The following is an 18,809-nucleotide window of genomic DNA, read 5'->3' as shown; positions in this document are numbered from 1 at the left end:
AGCTCCCGCGAAAATCGTGCCAGCATTCGGAAATTCCCGCATTCGCGCAAATCGCCGCAGGTAGCGGTCGCCGGAGAATTCCGATGAATATGGCGCACTATGTTCGCTGTGACGATGCGTATCCGTCGGCTCGCGAACTCGGTGCTGGTCGTCGCCGCTTGCGTGGTATTTGTCGGCGGGTCGGATGTGCGTATCGCACGAGCGGATCCGATCACCGATGCGGCGACGGTTCTGGCGACCAATATCGAGAACTCCGGAGCGCTGCTCGCCGTTTCGGCCGGGCGATTCGTCGAGGATGCGGTGACGGGTGTCGTCGATGTCGTCGATTCCGCGGATCGGCTGATCGAGCAGATTGTTCCGCTGGTAACTGTTGATCGGACGACGCGGCGATTGAAGATCGCGATCGAGGACAATGGCAGGCGATTGCGTGCGTTCGTCGAAGACGGATTGCGAGAAGGGGCGAAGGTTCTCGCGAATTTCGTCTCACATGCCGGTGACATGATGTCGGCATGTGTCCAGGAAGGTCTTCCATCGGCGGTTATATCGGGCATCATCGCCGCGATAACCGGTGGCCTCACCGCTCTTCCGTCCGGTCCGATGGGGGTGGTTACCGGTGCGGCGCTCGCCGGAATGGCAGGAGCATTCCAGGGTTTCGTGACAGGGTGCGTCAAGGGGCTCGGAATTGTGCGAGAAACATCGAACGGTAGGGCCGTAACGTTCGACCAGGTACGGCCCATACCGTGAAGCGCCCCTTAGTTTTTCAGGGCCGAGAGCCAGGGGACCATGAGCCCGTTTGCGGAAGAGTCTGCGGCCCAACTGACGATATCCGGACGTTTTCCGACTCCTCAATTACCCGGAAAACCCGAATCATCGGCCAGAGCAGGGCCGGTTATCCGGAGTGGGCTTTCAACCAGGCGGTGAACGACGTCCGGAAGTCGTCATTGTTGTCGTGGGCATATTGGTAGAACTGATCGACAAATGGGTGTGCGGCGGATTCCTTTTCGAGGTTCGCCGCGCCTTTGGTACCCGCGTGGGGCGGGTCGATGAGGTATTGACGGCGCAGGATATCAGCCAGTGACACCTGTTTAGCATTGCGCATCATGTCGTACAGGGCCATGAAGGTTGTCGTCCGGCCGTGGCCCGCCCGGCAATGGAAATGCAACCAGGTGTCGGGTGGCAGGTCGCGCACGAAGGCGACGAAATCGTCGACCGTGCCCGGATCGGGCATGTGGCGGTCCGGCACCGGAAAATACGCGTATTCCATCCCGGCTTCGGTGGCGGCTTGCTGTTCGGTCTGTACGGTGCGGGGGCCGGTGATCGGCGGTATCGGCTTGCCGTGCGGACCACCGAAGGTGATTTCGCGATCGTCGTGAAGTTGTCGCGCCCGTTGGTCCTGCAGGTTCAGCACGGCCTGCTTGCTCATACCCATATTCGCGTCGTCGCCGGGGCCGTACCAGGAAACGACCATGCCGTTGACGTAGAGATGCGTCTCCTGGCGCAAATCCACATCGATGTGCCGCCCTGGCGGCAGCGTCTCCTGTATGGCGCGAAACCCATCGGCCGATGGCGCGGTGCTCCCGGACTCGTGCAGCTCGACCAGTCCGGCGACACTCGGAGCCGGCCCACCGTCGGACCCCAGTGGCATGCCGGTGGTCCGGAAGTTCGCAGGCAGCCCGGGCTGATTCAGGAAGTCGACGATCAGCGTCCCCCGACCGCTCTCTGCCGGCGCCGCCGAATGCCCGCAGCCGACGAGCACAACCCCGACCGTGACGATCAAGGCAGTCAGCCGAACCGCGCCGGTACCGCGCAACAACCTATGGCGCATCGATGTCTCCTATGGTCGGTCGGCCTACATATATCAGCGGATCATTGTGACGGTCGATCTGTCACATAAGCCAGGCAGGCACGCGCTGGACGGCGAATTCGACGCCGACCGAGACGAACGGCACTACCACCACACAGACGGCGCCGTCACCGTCGGCTCGGCCGATCCGAGCTGGTGGCACGGCGTCCGACCCGGCCAGATCGCCCAGCGGATAGAGGCGTACCAGCCGTCGCGGTGAGCGGCCCGAGAATTTCGAATGCGGCCTTAGATCGTGTCTCATGTCGTCGATTTCGCCGGTCTTCTGCAGCGGACCGATGCGGCGGCGAGGGCGGTGCCGTAGTGGCTGGGTTCCTACTTGGGTGCGGCCGGGGGAATGGCGGCAACACAGACGGCAAGGTCGTTGCGCAGCCGACGTTGTTCTTCCGCGGACAGTGGGGAGAACATTTGCCGTTCGATGGCGCGCACGGCCACGCTGGCGGCGTGCAGTTTTTCCTGCCCGGAGGTTGTGAGCCGGGTGGGCAGCACGCGGCCGTGGGGGGCTTGCTCGGGTCGGGTGAGCAGGCCACGGTCTTGTAATCCGCGCAGGACGAGGTTCATTGATTGGCGGGTGACGAACGCGCCACGGGCGAGTTCGGAGTTGGATATTCCGGGGTTCTGGCCGAGCAGTTCGAGGCAGGCGTATTGCGAGACGGTCAGCTCCAGCGGCCGCAGCGCCGCGTCCATCGCGGAGTGCAGCGCGGCCTGGGCCTGTTTGAGGACATAGCCCACCGACTGCTCTAGTTCGCCCACGGTCTCCTCTTGACTCATGTCAGCATGTTGACACAGAATCTGTATGTCAACATGCTGACATACCGAAGGTGAGTGATCCCCCCGAAAGGGTGCGGTCGCCCGGCTTCGGCTCCATATTCACGACGGCAAGGGGCAACGATGGCTGAGAGCCGCAACACGGCGGACGATCTCGACGACATCAACCGGCGAACACGCCACGGGAACACACGGCCTGCCACGATCTCCAGCAGCCACACCGACATCCTGTACAAGAAGGGCTTCGCGCACCTGGCGTCTCTGGGGCCCGACGGTGAGCCGCAATCACACCCGGTATGGTTCGACTTCGATGCCGCCCACGGGCGGCTGCTCGTCTCGACCGGCACCGACCGGCAGAAATACCGCAACATCCAGCGGGATCCGCGGGTGTCGGTCTCGATCCTCGATCCCGACGACCCCTATCGCTACCTGGAAGTCCGCGGCCGTGTCGTCAAGATCGAGCCAGATCCCGAGAAAGCATTCCTGGACCAATTGGCACGCAAATACCTGGATCTGGACACCTACCCCTACGAGCAGAGACGGAATGTCGAGCGGGTGATCCTCCACATCCAGCCCGCTCACGTCATAGCCTGACCTTGCGCCCAGACCCCGCGGACACGCTCCTCGAGCGCCGCCCGCTCGGCACGCTGATGTGATCGTTTCGGCCTGGTGTACGAGGCGAAGGCGGTACCGGATGTGCGGTCGCGGCGTGGCCGGCGTCGGCGCAAATCGGAACGCCTCGGCTTCCTCACCCTGGCTGCGGCGTTGATCTGCTACAGAAACTGGCGAAATCAGCGACATGAGACACGGTCTTAATGCACCTGCCCGGCTCGGTTCAAATATTCTCCCGCGCGATGCCAGACTTCGCATCGGAACTCCCAGCAGGCATCGCCCATTTCGGTCTCCGACGCTGACACGATATCCATTCCCGGGGCGCGTGGTGGCTCGAACTCGGGCGCCCCGGTCATGTACCGACCCGATGGAGATTTGTCGGTGAGCTCGTTATCATCCATTTCCATCTCCCTCGAAGAGTCCCGATTACGCTTCCGAATCGTATGAGAGACTTCGTGCGCGGTCATGCTAACTTCCGCAGATCGGAAATGGCCGCGATGGGGGCGGAAACAACTTTTCCGAGCGCATACTTTGATCAAATCGAGACCGCACGGGGCCGCGGCCTGCTTCCGCTGCCGACTCCCGACCTCCTCATCGAGACCGAGGCAGCCAGGACCGGCCTCGGAAGCTCACCGCGTCGACGGTTGGTTCGGCCCGGGAATTCAACGGCAGGCCACTGTCGGTAGCGCGGCTCGGACGGACAGTGCATAGATCAGGTCGGCGTGCGGGCTGCGAATGGTTCGCAGCCCGCACGACGTCGGCGCCCGGCGGTTGATCGTCAGAGCACGATGGCACCGACCACGGCGCCGATCGCGCCGCCGACCGCGCCGCCGATGAACATGCCGGGGATGGCGCCCACGACGAAGAACGGCAGGCCCAGTGCGAAGCCGACGCAGGCGCCGATCGCGACGCCGATGATCGCGCCCGCCGAGGCGCCGATCAGGCCGACCTGGTGTTCACCGGGCAGGCTGGCCCGCACCTGCGGCATCACGACATCGCGCATGCCGTTGTCGAATGTCGCGCCGTTGACCGGGGCGTTCCAGTCCGGGGTACCCAGTGTCAGGGTGCTGCCGTCCGCGCTCACCTGCGGCGTCAGGCCGACCGTACGCCCGGCGACCTGATAGCTCAGCGGCGCGTGTTCGACCGTTGCGCCGTCGGAGTTCTTCACGGCCAGTTGACCATTCGATACCGAGAACGACCCGCCGGTCAGATGGGTCGTCACACCCATATGGTTATCGGCCAGCGATGTGGTGTACGCGATCCCCTGGTCGGTACCGCTCAGCGGGGAGGCGGCCGCGGGGTCGGCGTGTGCGACGGTGGACGCGATGCCGGTTGCCGCTATGGCGAGAACCGATGTAGCCATGAACTTCTTGATCTTCATGCGATCACAACCTTCCGTTCGACTGACGATCCAGCTCATTTGCGGATGGGGAATCCAATCGCGACAGATCGACAGCAATTTCTCATCGCCTTTGCCGACGATCGGGAATAAAATCTCCTGTCGCTGCGGATATGCTGATTGCCCACAAGCCCGGTAAATTCCCGGAGGATAGCGGCAATCGCAACTTCATATGAAATTGCTAATAATTAGCTGATTTCATTTTTTGAACATATCCGTCGCGCAGTTATCGCGGGCAGGGCAGCACCGGACAGATCCGGGTTTCACCGGACAGCGGGGTCGATATCTTTTCCGTCAAAAATGCATTCGGGACGGTCGGCGCCACCACATACGATTCCCAGCCCGGCCGATCTGTCCGCTACTCCCCCGTATTGACCGTTGCGGCCCTCGCCGCCGTCACCGGTCGGCAGGTGATCCCGCGATCTTCGAGATCAGCTACCAGAATCGCAGGCAAGCGGTTCCAGATAACGACGAGCAACCAGAGAGTCCGGATCACGCGGAAACGCCCATCGACCAGCGAATACTCGGCTATCTACACAGAGTGGCTTGACCTGGACAAAGACACCGCGAACGATGGTCGAACCAGAGACACGACGACATCAGCAAACCAGCCGCTGGCCAACTACCTCAGATCTCCTCCTGCTTCCGGGACAGCGGCGCAGGTGCCGAACGCGAGAAAGGAGGCGTTCCGATGGAGATCCGTGACTCCGAACTGTGTGAGGCCACCATCCCGCCAACGATTCTGGCCCGACTGCGCGCCGTTGCCGCCGAGCGTGGATACGACGTCGGCCCATGGTTCGCCGGCACCGGCGTATCGCCCGACCAGCTGACCACTCCGGATGCCAGGGTGTCCTTCCGGCAAGCCACGACGGTCATCCGGCGGGCACTACGGACGTTCCCCGGCGAACCGATCGGATTGCGGGTGGGTGCGCGCGACGCCCGCGACGCGTTCGGTCTGCTCGGTTTCGCGATCCGGTCCTGCAAGACCGCCGCCGAGGCCCTCGAGCTGGCACTCGAGCTGCACCGATGCGCCGGCAGCCTGCTCAACTTCGAACTGACCGGCCGTGGGGAGGCGACCACCGTGCAACTCCAGGAGCGCATGGCCGACCCCGAACTCCTCCCGTTCCTGTGCGAAGAATTCCTATCCGCCGCGACTCTGTTCTCGCGGTCGTTGCTCGGCGAGGACGCCGCGCCGACACGAATCACGGTCGGCTACCCGAAACCGGACTATTCCGCCGAATATCAGCGGATATTCCGCTGCCCAGTGGTATTCGACGCTCCGACCAACACAGTAAGCTTCGCCACCCGGATGCTCGAGCGGAAGATCGCCACGCGCAACGAGGCCAACCGGCTCGCAGCCGTCGAAGCCTGTTACCGGCTTCTGGATGACGGTAACGCCCGCCAGGACGTAGTCGCGGCGGTCGAAGCCATCGTGGCCGAGAACCTGCGCAGCCAGATCACGATGGTCGAGGTCGCCGACCGCCTGTGTCTGACCGAACGAACTCTGCGCAGGCAGTTGAATGCCGCCGGTGAGCGATTCAACGACATTCGCGACCGTGTGCGGCAACGGCGTGCGGCGATCCTGCTGGAGGAGACCCTCTTGACGGTCACGCAGATCGCCGCGGAAACCGGATACGGCGATGTGCGCGAGTTCCGGCGCGCCTATGTGCGGTGGAACGGCCATCCGCCCAGCGATTTCCGCCGCACGCATCGAACGATTCCGAAAGCACGCCCGCATTAGCCTCGCGCCGGCCGCCCGGTCCGACCGTTCTCGAAGTGACCGGCAAAAGCGACGCTGCCCCGAACGAATACGGGGATCCGCACCCCGCTCCAACGACGACAACTCGCCGATCGATTCGCCCGCCCTCTTCTAGGCCGGACATTCGCTCATCGCTCACCTCCGCGGCGTTCTCCTATTCGCTCGAACTTCTCGAGATTCGACAGATGAATGACGAATAGGACAAATGCCAACTTTGTTCACATCGGGCTCAATCAAGACGGATACCCGCTATCGATCCACCCCAGCACAGGGGAAGGTCGGGTTGACAAGTAGACCAAATACGAAGAGTCGTGATGTCCCAAACAAATACATCTTCCCGAGGTGGACGCGACGACATGGATATGCCGAACAGTCCCGCGCAGTACGGCATTTTCCACTCCACGGCAGTTACCGAGACTTCCGCAATACTCTGGCTAACCTCACTGGTATGGCCAGGCGGATCTGCCCATCTCCGGTTCGTCGCGCTATTACTGAAGGCACAGTACAACTTTCGTCGAACGGCCAGTCACTCCCCACTGCCCCCCAGTCGAGATCATCGCCCAAATATGGTTCCTTGACGGAGAATTCGGCACACCGACGTACAGAACGCCGCTGTCCGGATCGAATTCGTGACTCACTCCAGGAGTTCCGTCATGCCCTTGTCAAGATATCTGTCCACGATCGCTGTCTGTGCGTTGGCCATCGCCGGACTGTCCGCCGCTCCCGGATCGGCAACTGCGCAGCAGGAGCGGGAAGTGTTCTCGGAGGACGGCACTATCAGCCGTGTTGTCACGCCCGTCCACGACGAAGTCCCGGCGCCGCAGTCCGCCGTGCGGGCCGACGTCGTACCGATCCAGGTGACCGGGCCGTCCGATCAACGGTTCGACCTGGTGTTCGTCGGTGACGGGTACACCTCGGATGAACTGGACAAGTACAAGCAAGACGTGCTCAACCGGTGGAACGAGATGATCCAGGTCGAACCGTTCAAATCGGAGCAGAACTCCTTCGACGTCTGGGCGGTCAACGTGGTGTCCCAGGAGTCGGGCGTCTCCAACGATCCGCAGGGCACCCACCGGAGCACCGCCCTGGAAATGACGTTCTGGTGCGACGGCATCGAACGTCTGCTGTGCGTCAACGAGACCAAGGCATTGCAGTTCGCCGGGCTCGCGCCCGCGGCCGACCAGGTGATCGCGCTGGCCAACACCACCAAGTACGGCGGCGCGGGCGGACGGGTCGCGACATCGTCCGGCCAGAACGTCAAGGCAGGACAAATCGTGCTGCACGAGCTCGGGCACTCCATCGGCGGCCTGGCCGACGAGTACGACTACCCCGACGACACCTATACCGGGCCGGAGCCGCGCGAACCCAACGCCTCCACCTACACCGCCGCACAGATGCAGCAGAACCAGACCAAGTGGTACCGGTATCTGGGCAAGCAGTCGCCCGACGGCGGTGTGGTCGACACCTACGAGGGCGCGGTCTACCACAAGTACGGCGTGTACCGGCCGACGGAGAACTCGCTGATGCGGACGCTGGGCCATCCGTACAACCTGATCGGCCTGGACGCGATGAAAGCCGCGATCGAGCGCAAGAATCCGACCAGCCAACCCTGATCCGGGCCGCAGGGATCAGCGAGCCGATAGAGACCGAGTTGGCGAAACCGATCGGACGGCCGCCGCGCCTCTGCACGATGCCAGCCTCCATAACGGCGAACAGCGATGCGGCCAAGCTGGTCCCGCCGACTCGGTCGATCCCGAAAGTGCCGTTGAGATGCTGTAGCAAGGTGCTGAAGTGCACCGGTTGCCCGGTCGGGAGCCCGTGCATTGTTCAGGACCCTCGGCGGCGGTGTGGGTGTCGGTCAGTAGCTCCACGCCTCCAGGACGGTCGTGTCGCGCGACGCCGGAGGGCCGAATACGCGCAGGTCGTTGTCGTCGCGGAAGGGATGCCAGTCCTCCGATGGGACGCCGATGGTCACGCGGCCCGGATCGCCGCCGAACGAGGCGATATTCGCCTTATTGGTTCCGCGCTATTCCCGGCCGCCTGAAAATTGGCGAATATGATGGCCTACCAAGTGTTATCGGTATTGATGAATCGAGTGGCTACTGTTCGACCGAAGGCCGTCAGGCGAAGTGAGCGCCCAAAGCTTGGACGACTTTCCTCGATTCTTATCCGATGATGTGAGGTCACCGCCGTCGAGCCGGGCTTCCCTGCCGCGAACGCGCCGTGGGTTCGATCTTGTGCGCCCGCTGCTGTGCGGGGAAGATCACAACTCTGTTCACCAGTTCGGTGCTGTGCACCGAACTTTGCTCGACGAGAGGCTGCGCCATGGCCCTGCGTGACGATGCATCCGCGCTATCCCCCGACCTCGTTCGCCTGCGGCGTGACCTGCATCGAATACCGGAGGTCGGACTCGATCTGCCACGAACTCAGGAGCGGGTGCTCACCGCGCTCGCGGACCTGCCGCTGGAGATCAGCACCGGAAGCGCGCTCACCTCGGTGACCGCGGTGCTGCGCGGCAGGCCCGGCGGCCCCGCGGTACTGCTCCGCGGCGATATGGACGCGCTGCCGCTCACCGAGCGGGCCGATGTGTCCTACGCTTCCCAGACCGGCGACACCATGCACGCCTGCGGCCACGATCTGCACGTGGCTATGCTGGTCGGCGCGGCGCATCTGCTGGCCGCGCGGCGCGAAACCCTTTGCGGCGATGTCGTTTTCATGTTTCAGCCCGGGGAAGAGGGGTGGGACGGGGCCGGCGCGATGTTGTCGGAGGGCGTGCTGGACGGCGCGGGCCGGCGGGTCAGTGCCGCCTACGGGTTGCACGTCTCCGCGGCGAGTTTCCCGCGGGGCGTTTTCGCATCACGAACCGGGCCGATGCTGTCCGCCTCCGACCGTCTCACCGTCACGGTTCGCGGCGCGGGCGGGCACGGGTCGGCGCCATACCGGGCGAAGGATCCGGTACCCGCCATGGCGGAGATGATCACCGCACTGCAGACCATCGTCACCCGCCAATTCGATGTGTTCGACCCGGTGGTGCTCACCATCGGTCTCGTACAGGCGGGCACCAAACGCAACATCATTCCCGACACCGCCTTCTTCGAGGCGACCGTGCGCAGCTTCACCCGAACCGCCCAGGCCCGCATCACCGATGCCGCGGTTGCCGTCGTCCGTGGGATCGCCGCCGCGCACGGACTCGAGGTCGACGTCGAGTACGCGAACGAATACCCGGTGACGGCAACCGATTCCGCCGAGACCGACTTCCTCACCGAGACCGTCGCCGAAGTCTTCGGCCCCGAGCGCTTCCAGCCGATGGCGAACCCGCTCACCGCATCCGAGGATTTCTCCCGCGTATTGGACGCTGTGCCAGGCAGTTTCGCCATGCTCGGCGCCGCGCCGGAGGGCACCGACCCACAGACCGCGCCGTCCAACCATTCGCCCTATGCAATCTTCGACGACGCTGTGCTGCCCGATGGCGCAACGTTGCTGGCCGAGTTGGCGATTCGGCGACTGGAGCGAGAGGCCGCACATGCGAACCAGTCGTGACCTGTTGCTGTTGCTACCGCTGATCCCCACGACGGCACTGGTGGCCACCCCTTTCCTGCCGATGGTCAATTCCGCCCACCTGTGGCTGGGCCTGCCCGCGATGCTGGTGTGGACCTCGTTCTGGGTTCTGATGATCGTTCCGGCCTTGGCCGCCGTCGAATTCGGACGCACCCGGGTGTTGGAGAAGAAGGATCCGGAATGAGCGTCGTACTGGTAGTAGCACTGCTCGGTATGGTGGTGATCGCCGCGGTGGGTCTGCTCGGCCGCCGCAAGCCCACCCTCGATCTGGCCGAATGGTCTTTGGGCGGACGGCGTTTCGGCGCCGTCACGATCTGGTTCCTCCAGGCCGGCGAGGTCTTCACCACCTTCACCTTCCTCGGTATGGCCGGACTCGCCTTCAGCGGCGGCGTCGCGGCCACCTACGCGATTCCCTATGTCCCGATAGCCTGCGTCGTCTGGTACTTCATCGGGCCGCGGATCTGGCGGCTCGGCCGCCGGGACGGATACATCACCCAGGCCGACTTCTACGAAAAGCGCTACGGCAGCAAGGCTCTCGGCACGCTCGTGGCACTGTTCGCGGTGGTCTTCATGCTGCCCTACCTGCAGCTGCAGATCGCCGGGATGGGGCTGATCATCAAGCTGGTCACCCACGACACCGGATCCGGGATCTGGGGCGAGGTCATCGGAACCGTGCTGACCGCGGCCTTCGTGCTGTGGGCCGGGATCCGGGGCACCGCGAACACCTCGTATCTGAAGGACGCGCTGATGCTGATCGCCGTCGTTGTGCTCGCGGTGGCGATTCCGCTGCACTTCACCGGCGGGCTCGGCCATGCCTTCCACGAGGTTTCGCGCCTGCACCCGGACCTGCTCACCGTGCATCGCGGCACCAACGATCGGGTGTGGTGGACCACCAGCATGATCGCCAGCACGATCGGCGTCGCGCTGTTCACCTTTCCGCACACCTGGCCCGCGGTGCTGTCCGCGGACAGCGTGAAAAGCCTGCGCCGCAATTGGATTCTGTTGCCGCTGTACCAGATCACGCTGATCCTGCCCATCATGATCGGATTCGTGGCGATTCTGGCGCTGCCGAAGGGATCGTCGGCCAACGGTGCGCTGCTCACCCTGACGTCGCTGGCGCTGCCGGGCTGGCTGGTCGGCCTCATCGCCGTCGCGGGCGCCGCCGCGGCGATGGTCCCGGCGTCGGCCATGATCCTGGGCATGTCGTCGAACATGGCCCGCAACGTAATTCGCACGAGCAACCCACGGGTGCAGTTCTTCACCAATCATGGTGCGGTCGTGGTGATTCTGGCGCTGGCACTGGTCCTGGACCTGGTCCGGCCGAACGCACTGGCCAACCTGCTGCTGCTCACCTACAGCGGGTTGGTGCAATTCGCCCCGGGTCTGGTGGCCGGCCTGCGGGAACGGCCGCGGCTCAGCGCACCGGCGATCATCGCGGGCATCGTCGCGGGAGAAGCGTTCGTCATCTGGGTGACGCTGTGGAAAATCGGTCTGGCGAATGTGAACGCGGGAATCCCGGCACTCGGTATCAACATCCTGGTGGCAGCGCTGGTCGAGATATCCGTCCGGCGGGCGCGTCATCCGGTACCGGAGCGTGCGCAGAGCAGTCCGGTGGCCTGACCATACTGCCAACCTCCAGCCTGCCGCCTGCGCGCCACGGCGTGCAGAATGCTCAATTTTCGCGACCACTATTGCCCAAACTGTGCGTCGATGATCGGCTATGGGCGGAGTTCTGCACACGCAGCTCGGATCAGGCGCCGGAACCTTGTCGAAAGGACCACAGCAATGACCGCCTGGACGCTCGACGCCCCGTCCACCCGGCAGGCCACGGACGCGCTCGCGGAGATCGAGCGGCGCGTGCTGTGGTTGTCGACGTCGATGATCCACCACGCCAATAGGATTCGGCCCAATCCGTCGGGCTTGAAGGTCGGCGGCCACCAGGCCTCGTGCGCATCGATGGTGTCGATCATGACCTCGCTGTGGTTCGAACAGCTGGGGCCGGGCGACCGGGTGTCGGTCAAACCGCACGCCTCCCCGGTCCTGCACGCGATCAATTATCTGCTCGGTGAACTCGACGACACCCAGATGACGACGCTACGCGAATTCGGCGGTCTGCAGAGTTACCCCAGCCGGGCGAAAGACCCTGACACCGTCGACTATTCGACCGGTTCGGTCGGCATCGGGGCGACCGCGCCGATCTGGGGCGCCATCGCGCGCCGGTACGTCGAGGCCGCATTCGGCCGAGCCGGAACCGGTCGGCAGTACTCGCTGGTCGGCGACGCCGAGCTGGACGAGGGCGCGGTGTGGGAGGCCATCCTGGACCCCTCGGTCACCGAACTCGGCGAAATCGTCTGGATCGTCGATCTGAATCGGCAGTCGCTGGATCGGGTCGTGCCCAATATCGCCGCGGGCCGCCTCGCGGGTATGTTCACCGCCGCCGGTTGGCAGGTGATCACCGTGACCTTCGGCGCGCTGCTCGAGTCACTGTTCACCAGGCCCGGCGGACAGGCGCTGCGCACCCGGATCCTCGATATGCCCAATCCGGAATATCAACGGCTGCTGCGGTGCGATGCCGAGGAGATCCGAAAGCGACTGCCCGGCAACGGATCCGATGCCGCCGAAATCGGTGCGCTCATCGGCGATCTCGACGACTCGACCCTGACGCGCGCCATCCGCAACCTCGGCGGCCACGATCTGGACGCGCTGCGCGAGGCATATGCGCAGATCGATGACACCCGGCCAACGGTGATCATCGCCTACACCATCAAGGGCTACGGACTGCCGACACAGGGCCACCCGCAAAATCATTCGTCACTGCTGACGGTGCGGCAGTACGAACAACTGGCCGCCGAACTCGGCGTGGATCCGGCGAATCCGTGGACGCGGTTCGCCCCCGACAGCGCCGCCGCGGCTCGATGCCTGGCAACGGCGCAACGGCTCAGCCGCGAAAATCCCACTCCCACAGCGCCTCCGACGGTGCCCACCGATATCGGCCGCACACCCGCGGGCACCTCGTCGACCCAGGCGGCGCTCGGGCGGGTGCTGCTCGATCTGCGCAGGGCGGCGCCCGAGGCCGCTCGGCGAGTCGTCACGGTGAGTCCGGATGTCAGCTCGACGACGAATCTGGCCGGCTGGCTGAACAAGGTCGGCGTGTGGTCGCCGAACGAACGGCGGGACTGGTTCGCCGACGACGCCGAGACCATCATGCACTGGCGGGAGACACCGGCCGGTCAGCATATGGAACTCGGTATCGCCGAAACGAATCTCGTCGGGCTGATCGGTGAGCTCGGCGCGACCTGGAGCCGTTGGGGCCAGCCGCTTTTCCCGATCGGCGTCATGTACGACCCGTTCATCCAGCGGGCGTTGGAGCCCTGGTCGTACGGTATCTACGCGGGCGGCCGGTCGATCCTGGTCGGCACCCCGTCCGGGGTGACCCTCGCCGCGGAAGGCGGTGCGCACCAATCGATCACGACCCCATCAATCGGACTGGAGCAGCCGGGATGCGTCGGATACGAACCGGCCTTCGCGATCGATGTCGAATGGTCCCTGCTCGACGCCATCCGCCGCTTGGGCCGACCGGATGGCAGCTCCACCTATCTGCGCCTGTCGACCCGGCCGGTGGATCAGACGCTGGCCGCGGTGCCGGGCGATGCCGCGGCACGGGAGCGCCGGCGTCGGCAGGTCGTCGCGGGCGGGTACGTCCTGCGGCATCCGGCGAACCCCGCCGTCACCCTGGTGGGCATGGGTGCGATGATCACCGAAACCCTTTGCGCCGCAGACCGACTCGCCGAACAAGGCATTGCCGCCGACGTCGTGTGCGTCACCAGTCCCGGCCTGCTGTTCCGGGCGTTGCAGGCCCGGCGCGGGCTGGCGGACGGTCCGTCGTGGATCCTCGGCCAGATCTTCCCGGCCGAGCGGGCCACGCCGATGGTGACCGTTCTCGACGGCCACCCGCACACCCTCGCATTCCTCGCCGGGGTCAACTCCGTGGCCGCGGCCGCCCTCGGGGTCAGCGCGTTCGGACAGTCCGGATCGCTCGACGACGTCTACCGCCACCACGGCATCGATACCGACAGCATCGTGCGGGCCGCGCTGGACCTCGTCGAATGATCAACGGACACTACAGCTTCCGGATCCTGACCGCGGTGCCGTAGGCGCAGATCTCCTGGCCGTCGCCGCCGAAGTCGTTGGCGTCGAAGCGCATTGCGAGTACGGCGTGCGCGCCCTGCTCCCGTGCGTTCTCGATCAACCGGTCCCTGGCCTCGATCCTGCTGTCGTACAACATCTTCGTCATGCCCTTGAGCTCGCCGCCGAACATGGACTTGATGCCCGCACCGATCTGCGAACCCAGGTGCCTGCTGCGGACCGTCAGGCCGACGACATCCCCCAGCACCTCCACCACCTCGTAGCCGGGCAGGTCGTTCATTGTGCTGATGATCATGCGATCCGCCCCGGCACTCCGGTAACCGTCGAACTCGTTGCTACTCACAGACGTTCCTCCCATCGGTATGTGTGCCCTTCAGATCTTCGGCATTCGATACCGCCGCCACATCGCCCACGAGTCCCGACCCGATTCGTACTTTGGTCGAGGCCCAGGTATCACCCGCCGTCCTCCTCTAGAACGGTGCCGGGTCATCCTTCGGCTCCATGGCAACAGAGCCCGTCAGAAGTGCCCGAGTGACCTTGTCCGGGTGTCGGCACCTGCTCTGCATGGCTCCCCGTCCGGCGCTCAGGCCTCCGCTCGTCCAGGCAGCGCAGGCCCTAATTCGAGACGTCGTCGTAGCCGGTGCCGAGTTTCAGGCCCGCAACGGTATTGGTGAAGTCGGTATCCTCCGCGCCGTAGACGCCCCACTTCGGATCGTTGCTGACATCCCATGTGCGACAGCTGTATTGGGTGGTGCCGTCGCTGAAGGTCTGGGGCTGGCCGTTGAACCACAACTGGATCCAGCCGCCGGTCAGATCATCGGACGTATGGAGGCCGACCACATAGTGATACCAGGTGTCGGTCGTGATCGGGTTCGAGGTCCAGACGATCTGCTGCTGGTTGCCGGGCTGGCGCTGCAACACCACCATGCGTCCGTCTTTCACCTTGATGACGAACGGCCAGTTCTGAGTCATGCCGTCCCCGTACGACTTCCACTGGAAGTTGGCATTGTCGTCGGCCGAGCTGCTCAGCTTGCTCCACCAGCCGAAATAGTAGGTCGAGTCGTTCTGGAAATGATATTTCTGCCCGTCGACCGAGATGCCATGGCTTTCACAGCGATTGTCGCCCGCCGGTTTCTGGTACTGCCAGACCGCGCCATGGTCCGGATCCTGCCCGACGGTGATGCTGCCCGGTGAATCACAGTTGAGGTTCCCGAACACGCCGGTGCCCTGGGCGGGATCGCCGGACCAGATCACCGATGCGTGCGCCGCCGGGCTCCACGCGATCGACCACAATGTCGCCGACAGCACGATCACTACAAATCTCGAACGCATGCGCATACTCCCCTATTGTTCGGAGCCGAAAACCGCAGCACCCCAAGCGATCTCGGCATCGACCAGCTGACCGCAGGCTACTATTGTCCCGCTGGATTCGAGTGCGTGAACAGCATTGTGGCGCAACCGTTTACGCATCACCCGATGCAAATCTCGCATCGGGATCGCCTGCCGAACCCGACCGGCCGCAACGAGGCCATGGACACTACGCCGGTACCGTCCTCCCCGGAATTCGGCCACTACCAAGAGCAGACCAGTCAACCCATCGGAATTGGGGTTTATTTGCTCAGGTTTCGAAACCACTAGCATTGGGGTGCATCTCGGCTATGCCGTCCTGATTCCTTATGACGGCTGCCGTCGGCTCTCGGATACATCGCGGGGACTTATCTTTCAGGGGGGAGACATGGCCACTCGACCGGCCACGGTGGTAATACATGAAACGCGCCATATCGAGTATCGAGAGCTCGACACCACCGATTCGGAAACTTGGTTGCGGACCGTACTTGCGGCAGCGGCCATCGACTACATCCAGCTAGGACCGCAAATACGACTCTATTTCGATCGATATTCCGACCGGGACCAGAACACCGTTGCCAACAGCATGGCCCACGCCTATTCGGCACCGCTTCCCGGCACTATTCGCGGTCCAGTCGCGCTCTGCCGGAATGATTCCAAGAGCGGCATGGTGCACGATCTGTTCGTGGCGCAAATAGACCGGATCATCGAGCGGTTCGGTCGGGACCTCGAAACGGACTCCCCGCGCGCCGCCGAAATTCCTGAAACCGTAAGCATTCTCACGCAACCCGGTCCGGTCACGGTAGGCGACCATGTCCACATGCCCTCGGACCAGGTACAGGATTGGATCGCCGCCCGGCTCGGCACTTCGTTCGCTCGGGTCGAGTTCCGCGAACTCGACGCCGATATGCTCATGCTGCACGACCCGTTATCGGCGGACGACCGTAACTACACGGCCGACTACATCTGCGCCACACTCATTCCCACACAACGCGTATTCGTCCGCGGACCGGCCCTCGTCTGCCGCCGAGACCCGGCGACCGGTCAGCTCGGTGACCTCGAACCAGAACAGATCACTCGGCTGCTCGCCCGGTTCTCCAGGGTCGTATTGGATCGATTGGCCAACATCCTCGGATTCTTCTTCCTCCGGCACGGTTACTACATCACCATCGAACACGATCGACCCAGCCAGAAGTTCGGATTCAGGTTCGACCAAGACGCGGAAACAGAGGGCTGACCGAGGCTTCCAGGGGGTATCCAACCAGAAACGAAGCACGGGCATTTCCGGGTTTCGGGCAGCTCGGCGATCGACAGTTCGCCGCGGGTGAGTCAGCCGAACAGTGTGTGCAGTGGGCCGATTGCCTCGGGTCCGTAGCCGACGGCGCCGACGGGGACCGCCGAGTCGATCTCCTCTATCACGAGCGCCGTCCATGTCGGTCCGAATGCGCCGCACAACTCGATCAATTGGGCGCCGTCGGCGACCAATTTCGCTGCGACAGTGAGGGCTTGGTCGGGTTTGCCGACACCGACCAATACGGTGCGGCTGGCGCCGGTATCGATGACGGAGACGTCGCGGGTCGGATCGCAGCCGTCCGCGATATAGATGAATCCCCAGTGAGTCAGCGCCATGGTCTTGCAACCTCTTCTGTCAGTCGAGATTTCGACGCTATAGCTACTGCGCGGGGCCAGCGTTTTCGATACACGCAGAAAAGTTGTGGCCGCACGCAAGGTCGGCCAACTATCCTGCGTGGCGCTCTCAGCTGACCACTATCGAGGAGGAAGCCGATGAACGACGGAGTCGATCTCGTCGAGTCCGCGACGACGCGGACCGTCGCTCCCCATGAGCGCATGGATTACTGGGCCGCGCTGATTCAATCGCACCACGGCCGTCGCATCGGTCACGCCTTCCCGCGCCGACGAGACTTTCACGGGCACACCGTACTTCGGCGCACCACCAATTATCAGATCATCGGCTGGCGAGCCGATGCGGTCACCTATTACCGCACTCCTGGCCTCGTGCGCGCCGATTCCGACGAGGACTACCGCCTCATGCTGCCCACCACCGGGCGCGTCGCGATCTGGCAGCCCGATCGGCCCGCGACCCTGACACCGGGCATCGGCTGTCTGGTGACCGTCGATCAACCGTTCGCCTTCAGCCAGATCGATGGCACCGAGGGCCTTACCATGACCATTCCCCGGAGCGAGATCGATCATCGCCTCGACCGCAGGCAACCGGCGCAGCTACTGAATTTCGGATCGGGCATCGGACGGGTGGTCGCGGATCTCGCCACCGGTTTGGTCGCCGAACGAGACGTCCTCACCCAGCACCAGTTCGACGCCGTCGCCGAACGACTGGTCGAACTGCTGTGCATGCAGATCCTCGGCGACCAGCCCACCGAACCGCATCACCTCGATGCCGTGGAAGCAACGGTCCGCCAATACATTCGACAACATGCCCACGATCCCGAACTGATCGGCGCCAAAGTAGCCCGCGACCTCGGCTGGTCGCTGCGCCAGGTTCAACTCGCCCTCCAACGCGGCGGCACCACACCTCGCGAACTCATCAAGGAAGAACGCCTGCGGCTCGCGCGCGCCCGTTTGCAAAGTCCCGCGTATCGCCACCAGAGCATCGCCACCGTCGGTCTGGACCTGGGTTTCGGTTCCGCGAGTAGTTTCAGCACCGCCTTCCGCCACCGTTTCGGCGTCACTCCCCGCGATATTCGCCATGGCACACCACCATCGGAGCCTCGCGCGTGATGCCATCGGCTCATGCGGACATGACCGTAGGCCCGAAAGTCGCTGCACCGAACGGTCATCCGCTATGCGGCCGGGCAGGTGCTGCGCGCGGCGACAACATTCGTGCGCGCACCGGCAATTCGGGCCCACCGCCCACTTCTAGCATCGTTGATCGTGTGGGTACGGGGGCGTTCGCACGGAGAAGTGCGATCGTCGGGGGCACAACCGTCCTGCGCGGTCCGAGGGCGCTCATGCCCGAAAACAATTCGAAGGATGTTATGCGAATCGTAAAGATTGCCACGGTATTTGCTATGGCAGCCGCCGGGCTCGGAATCGCCACCGGTACCGCCTCCGCCGATCGAGGCGTTTCGGGCTGTATCTCTTGGTCTTTCGACGAGCAGGACGACAACGCGACCGTCACCGTCTACTACCACAACCGCTGTAATCGCCCGGCGACCATCACGGTTCGCACTCGGGGCAATCCCACCGTCTGCTCCGACTGGACCAAGAACCTGGCCGCCGACGAGAAGGACCACGAGACCTTCGTCTGCGCGCCAAGGGATGTGATCGGCTCGGACTAGGAACTCGGCGCGCCGAAGGTCATAACCCATCGCTCCGGTTCG

The 18,809-nt window shown here is 64.0% G+C and carries 18 protein-coding genes; 12 read left to right on the top strand and 6 right to left on the bottom strand.

What is annotated here, in order from left to right:
• Positions 1 to 108 precede the first annotated feature (108 nt).
• A complete protein-coding gene (locus tag F5544_RS18540; protein ID WP_167474343.1) occupies positions 109 to 744 on the top strand; it encodes a hypothetical protein in 636 nt (211 codons plus the stop codon).
• 145 nt (positions 745 to 889) lie between these two features.
• Here F5544_RS18540 and F5544_RS18535 read toward each other — a convergent pair whose 3' ends face one another.
• Entirely contained in the window at positions 890 to 1,825 is a 936-nt protein-coding gene (locus F5544_RS18535; RefSeq protein ID WP_167474342.1) for a protein tyrosine phosphatase, read from the bottom strand.
• Positions 1,826 to 1,871: 46 nt separating this feature from the next.
• Between F5544_RS18535 and F5544_RS18530 the strand changes: the two genes are divergently transcribed.
• On the top strand, positions 1,872 to 2,063 hold the full coding sequence (locus F5544_RS18530) for a hypothetical protein (protein WP_167474341.1): 192 nt from the start codon (positions 1,872 to 1,874) through the stop codon (positions 2,061 to 2,063).
• A gap of 113 nt (positions 2,064 to 2,176) precedes the next feature.
• Here the strand turns inward: F5544_RS18530 and F5544_RS18525 are convergent, their stop codons facing one another.
• Positions 2,177 to 2,632: a MarR family winged helix-turn-helix transcriptional regulator gene (locus tag F5544_RS18525; RefSeq protein ID WP_167474340.1), complete on the bottom strand. Its 456-nt coding sequence runs from the start codon at positions 2,630 to 2,632 to the stop codon at positions 2,177 to 2,179.
• 120 nt (positions 2,633 to 2,752) lie between these two features.
• On the opposite strand from F5544_RS18525, the gene F5544_RS18520 reads away from it, so the two are divergent.
• Positions 2,753 to 3,223, top strand: a complete 471-nt coding sequence (locus tag F5544_RS18520) for a PPOX class F420-dependent oxidoreductase (protein WP_167474339.1) — start codon at positions 2,753 to 2,755, stop codon at positions 3,221 to 3,223.
• A gap of 796 nt (positions 3,224 to 4,019) precedes the next feature.
• Here the strand turns inward: F5544_RS18520 and F5544_RS18515 are convergent.
• A complete protein-coding gene (locus F5544_RS18515) occupies positions 4,020 to 4,622 on the bottom strand; it encodes a hypothetical protein (RefSeq protein WP_167474338.1) in 603 nt (200 codons plus the stop codon).
• A gap of 709 nt (positions 4,623 to 5,331) precedes the next feature.
• On the opposite strand from F5544_RS18515, the gene F5544_RS18510 reads away from it, so the two are divergent.
• From F5544_RS18510 to F5544_RS18485, 6 genes are all read left to right on the top strand, one after another.
• On the top strand, positions 5,332 to 6,381 hold the full coding sequence (locus F5544_RS18510; RefSeq protein ID WP_167474337.1) for an AraC family transcriptional regulator: 1,050 nt from the start codon (positions 5,332 to 5,334) through the stop codon (positions 6,379 to 6,381).
• A gap of 671 nt (positions 6,382 to 7,052) precedes the next feature.
• Positions 7,053 to 8,012, top strand: coding sequence for a M64 family metallopeptidase (locus tag F5544_RS18505; RefSeq protein ID WP_167474336.1), 960 nt, complete (start codon positions 7,053 to 7,055; stop codon positions 8,010 to 8,012).
• Positions 8,013 to 8,724: 712 nt separating this feature from the next.
• On the top strand, positions 8,725 to 9,939 hold the full coding sequence (locus tag F5544_RS18500; protein ID WP_167474335.1) for a M20 metallopeptidase family protein: 1,215 nt from the start codon (positions 8,725 to 8,727) through the stop codon (positions 9,937 to 9,939).
• Positions 9,923 to 10,141: a hypothetical protein gene (locus F5544_RS18495; RefSeq protein ID WP_167474334.1), complete on the top strand. Its 219-nt coding sequence runs from the start codon at positions 9,923 to 9,925 to the stop codon at positions 10,139 to 10,141. Before F5544_RS18500 ends, F5544_RS18495 begins: the two co-directional genes overlap by 17 nt.
• Positions 10,138 to 11,577: a sodium:solute symporter family protein gene (locus tag F5544_RS18490; protein ID WP_167474333.1), complete on the top strand. Its 1,440-nt coding sequence runs from the start codon at positions 10,138 to 10,140 to the stop codon at positions 11,575 to 11,577. The genes F5544_RS18495 and F5544_RS18490 overlap by 4 nt, the downstream gene beginning before the upstream one ends.
• 165 nt (positions 11,578 to 11,742) lie before the next feature.
• Positions 11,743 to 14,067, top strand: coding sequence for a transketolase-like TK C-terminal-containing protein (locus F5544_RS18485; protein ID WP_167474332.1), 2,325 nt, complete (start codon positions 11,743 to 11,745; stop codon positions 14,065 to 14,067).
• A 10-nt stretch (positions 14,068 to 14,077) separates the two neighbouring features.
• Here the strand turns inward: F5544_RS18485 and F5544_RS18480 are convergent, their stop codons facing one another.
• Both F5544_RS18480 and F5544_RS18475 read right to left on the bottom strand, forming a co-directional pair.
• On the bottom strand, positions 14,078 to 14,398 hold the full coding sequence (locus tag F5544_RS18480; RefSeq protein ID WP_203217666.1) for a YbjQ family protein: 321 nt from the start codon (positions 14,396 to 14,398) through the stop codon (positions 14,078 to 14,080).
• Positions 14,399 to 14,718: 320 nt separating this feature from the next.
• The gene (locus F5544_RS18475; protein ID WP_203217597.1) at positions 14,719 to 15,435 is read right to left on the bottom strand and encodes a hypothetical protein; all 717 of its coding nucleotides are present in this window, start codon (positions 15,433 to 15,435) and stop codon (positions 14,719 to 14,721) included.
• Between the two features lie 271 nt (positions 15,436 to 15,706).
• On the opposite strand from F5544_RS18475, the gene F5544_RS18465 reads away from it, so the two are divergent.
• Positions 15,707 to 16,687 carry a hypothetical protein gene (locus F5544_RS18465; RefSeq protein ID WP_238847316.1) on the top strand — a complete coding sequence of 327 codons (981 nt, stop codon included), beginning with the start codon at positions 15,707 to 15,709 and terminating at the stop codon, positions 16,685 to 16,687.
• Positions 16,688 to 16,779: 92 nt separating this feature from the next.
• Here F5544_RS18465 and F5544_RS18460 read toward each other — a convergent pair whose 3' ends face one another.
• A complete protein-coding gene (locus F5544_RS18460; RefSeq protein WP_203217596.1) occupies positions 16,780 to 17,079 on the bottom strand; it encodes a DUF6506 family protein in 300 nt (99 codons plus the stop codon).
• Between the two features lie 156 nt (positions 17,080 to 17,235).
• Between F5544_RS18460 and F5544_RS18455 the strand changes: the two genes are divergently transcribed.
• Together F5544_RS18455 and F5544_RS18450 are read left to right on the top strand one after the other, a co-directional pair.
• Positions 17,236 to 18,207, top strand: a complete 972-nt coding sequence (locus F5544_RS18455; protein ID WP_167474328.1) for a helix-turn-helix domain-containing protein — start codon at positions 17,236 to 17,238, stop codon at positions 18,205 to 18,207.
• Positions 18,208 to 18,497: 290 nt separating this feature from the next.
• The gene (locus tag F5544_RS18450; protein WP_167474327.1) at positions 18,498 to 18,767 is read left to right on the top strand and encodes a hypothetical protein; all 270 of its coding nucleotides are present in this window, start codon (positions 18,498 to 18,500) and stop codon (positions 18,765 to 18,767) included.
• The last annotated feature ends 42 nt before the right edge of the window (positions 18,768 to 18,809 follow it).

The organism is Nocardia arthritidis (assembly GCF_011801145.1).
In the GTDB taxonomy this organism is placed as follows: Bacteria; Actinomycetota; Actinomycetes; order Mycobacteriales; family Mycobacteriaceae; genus Nocardia; species Nocardia arthritidis_A.
Note: the sequence above shows the minus strand (reverse complement) of the source record. Positions and strands in the feature narration are given on the sequence as shown.

What these genes read in the sequence shown, in the direction of transcription:
- F5544_RS18500 (WP_167474335.1), top strand. Translation starts at nt 8,725, where the DNA reads ATGGCCCTGCGTGACGATGCATCCGCGCTATCCCCCGACCTCGTTCGC.
- F5544_RS18485 (WP_167474332.1), top strand. Translation starts at nt 11,743, where the DNA reads ATGACCGCCTGGACGCTCGACGCCCCGTCCACCCGGCAGGCCACGGAC.
- F5544_RS18490 (WP_167474333.1), top strand. Translation starts at nt 10,138, where the DNA reads ATGAGCGTCGTACTGGTAGTAGCACTGCTCGGTATGGTGGTGATCGCC.
- F5544_RS18460 (WP_203217596.1), bottom strand. Translation starts at nt 17,079, where the DNA reads ATGGCGCTGACTCACTGGGGATTCATCTATATCGCGGACGGCTGCGAT.
- F5544_RS18505 (WP_167474336.1), top strand. Translation starts at nt 7,053, where the DNA reads ATGCCCTTGTCAAGATATCTGTCCACGATCGCTGTCTGTGCGTTGGCC.
- F5544_RS18455 (WP_167474328.1), top strand. Translation starts at nt 17,236, where the DNA reads ATGAACGACGGAGTCGATCTCGTCGAGTCCGCGACGACGCGGACCGTC.
- F5544_RS18515 (WP_167474338.1), bottom strand. Translation starts at nt 4,622, where the DNA reads ATGAAGATCAAGAAGTTCATGGCTACATCGGTTCTCGCCATAGCGGCA.
- F5544_RS18450 (WP_167474327.1), top strand. Translation starts at nt 18,498, where the DNA reads ATGGCAGCCGCCGGGCTCGGAATCGCCACCGGTACCGCCTCCGCCGAT.
- F5544_RS18525 (WP_167474340.1), bottom strand. Translation starts at nt 2,632, where the DNA reads ATGAGTCAAGAGGAGACCGTGGGCGAACTAGAGCAGTCGGTGGGCTAT.
- F5544_RS18480 (WP_203217666.1), bottom strand. Translation starts at nt 14,398, where the DNA reads ATGATCATCAGCACAATGAACGACCTGCCCGGCTACGAGGTGGTGGAG.
- F5544_RS18510 (WP_167474337.1), top strand. Translation starts at nt 5,332, where the DNA reads ATGGAGATCCGTGACTCCGAACTGTGTGAGGCCACCATCCCGCCAACG.
- F5544_RS18475 (WP_203217597.1), bottom strand. Translation starts at nt 15,435, where the DNA reads ATGCGTTCGAGATTTGTAGTGATCGTGCTGTCGGCGACATTGTGGTCG.
- F5544_RS18495 (WP_167474334.1), top strand. Translation starts at nt 9,923, where the DNA reads ATGCGAACCAGTCGTGACCTGTTGCTGTTGCTACCGCTGATCCCCACG.
- F5544_RS18535 (WP_167474342.1), bottom strand. Translation starts at nt 1,825, where the DNA reads ATGCGCCATAGGTTGTTGCGCGGTACCGGCGCGGTTCGGCTGACTGCC.
- F5544_RS18520 (WP_167474339.1), top strand. Translation starts at nt 2,753, where the DNA reads ATGGCTGAGAGCCGCAACACGGCGGACGATCTCGACGACATCAACCGG.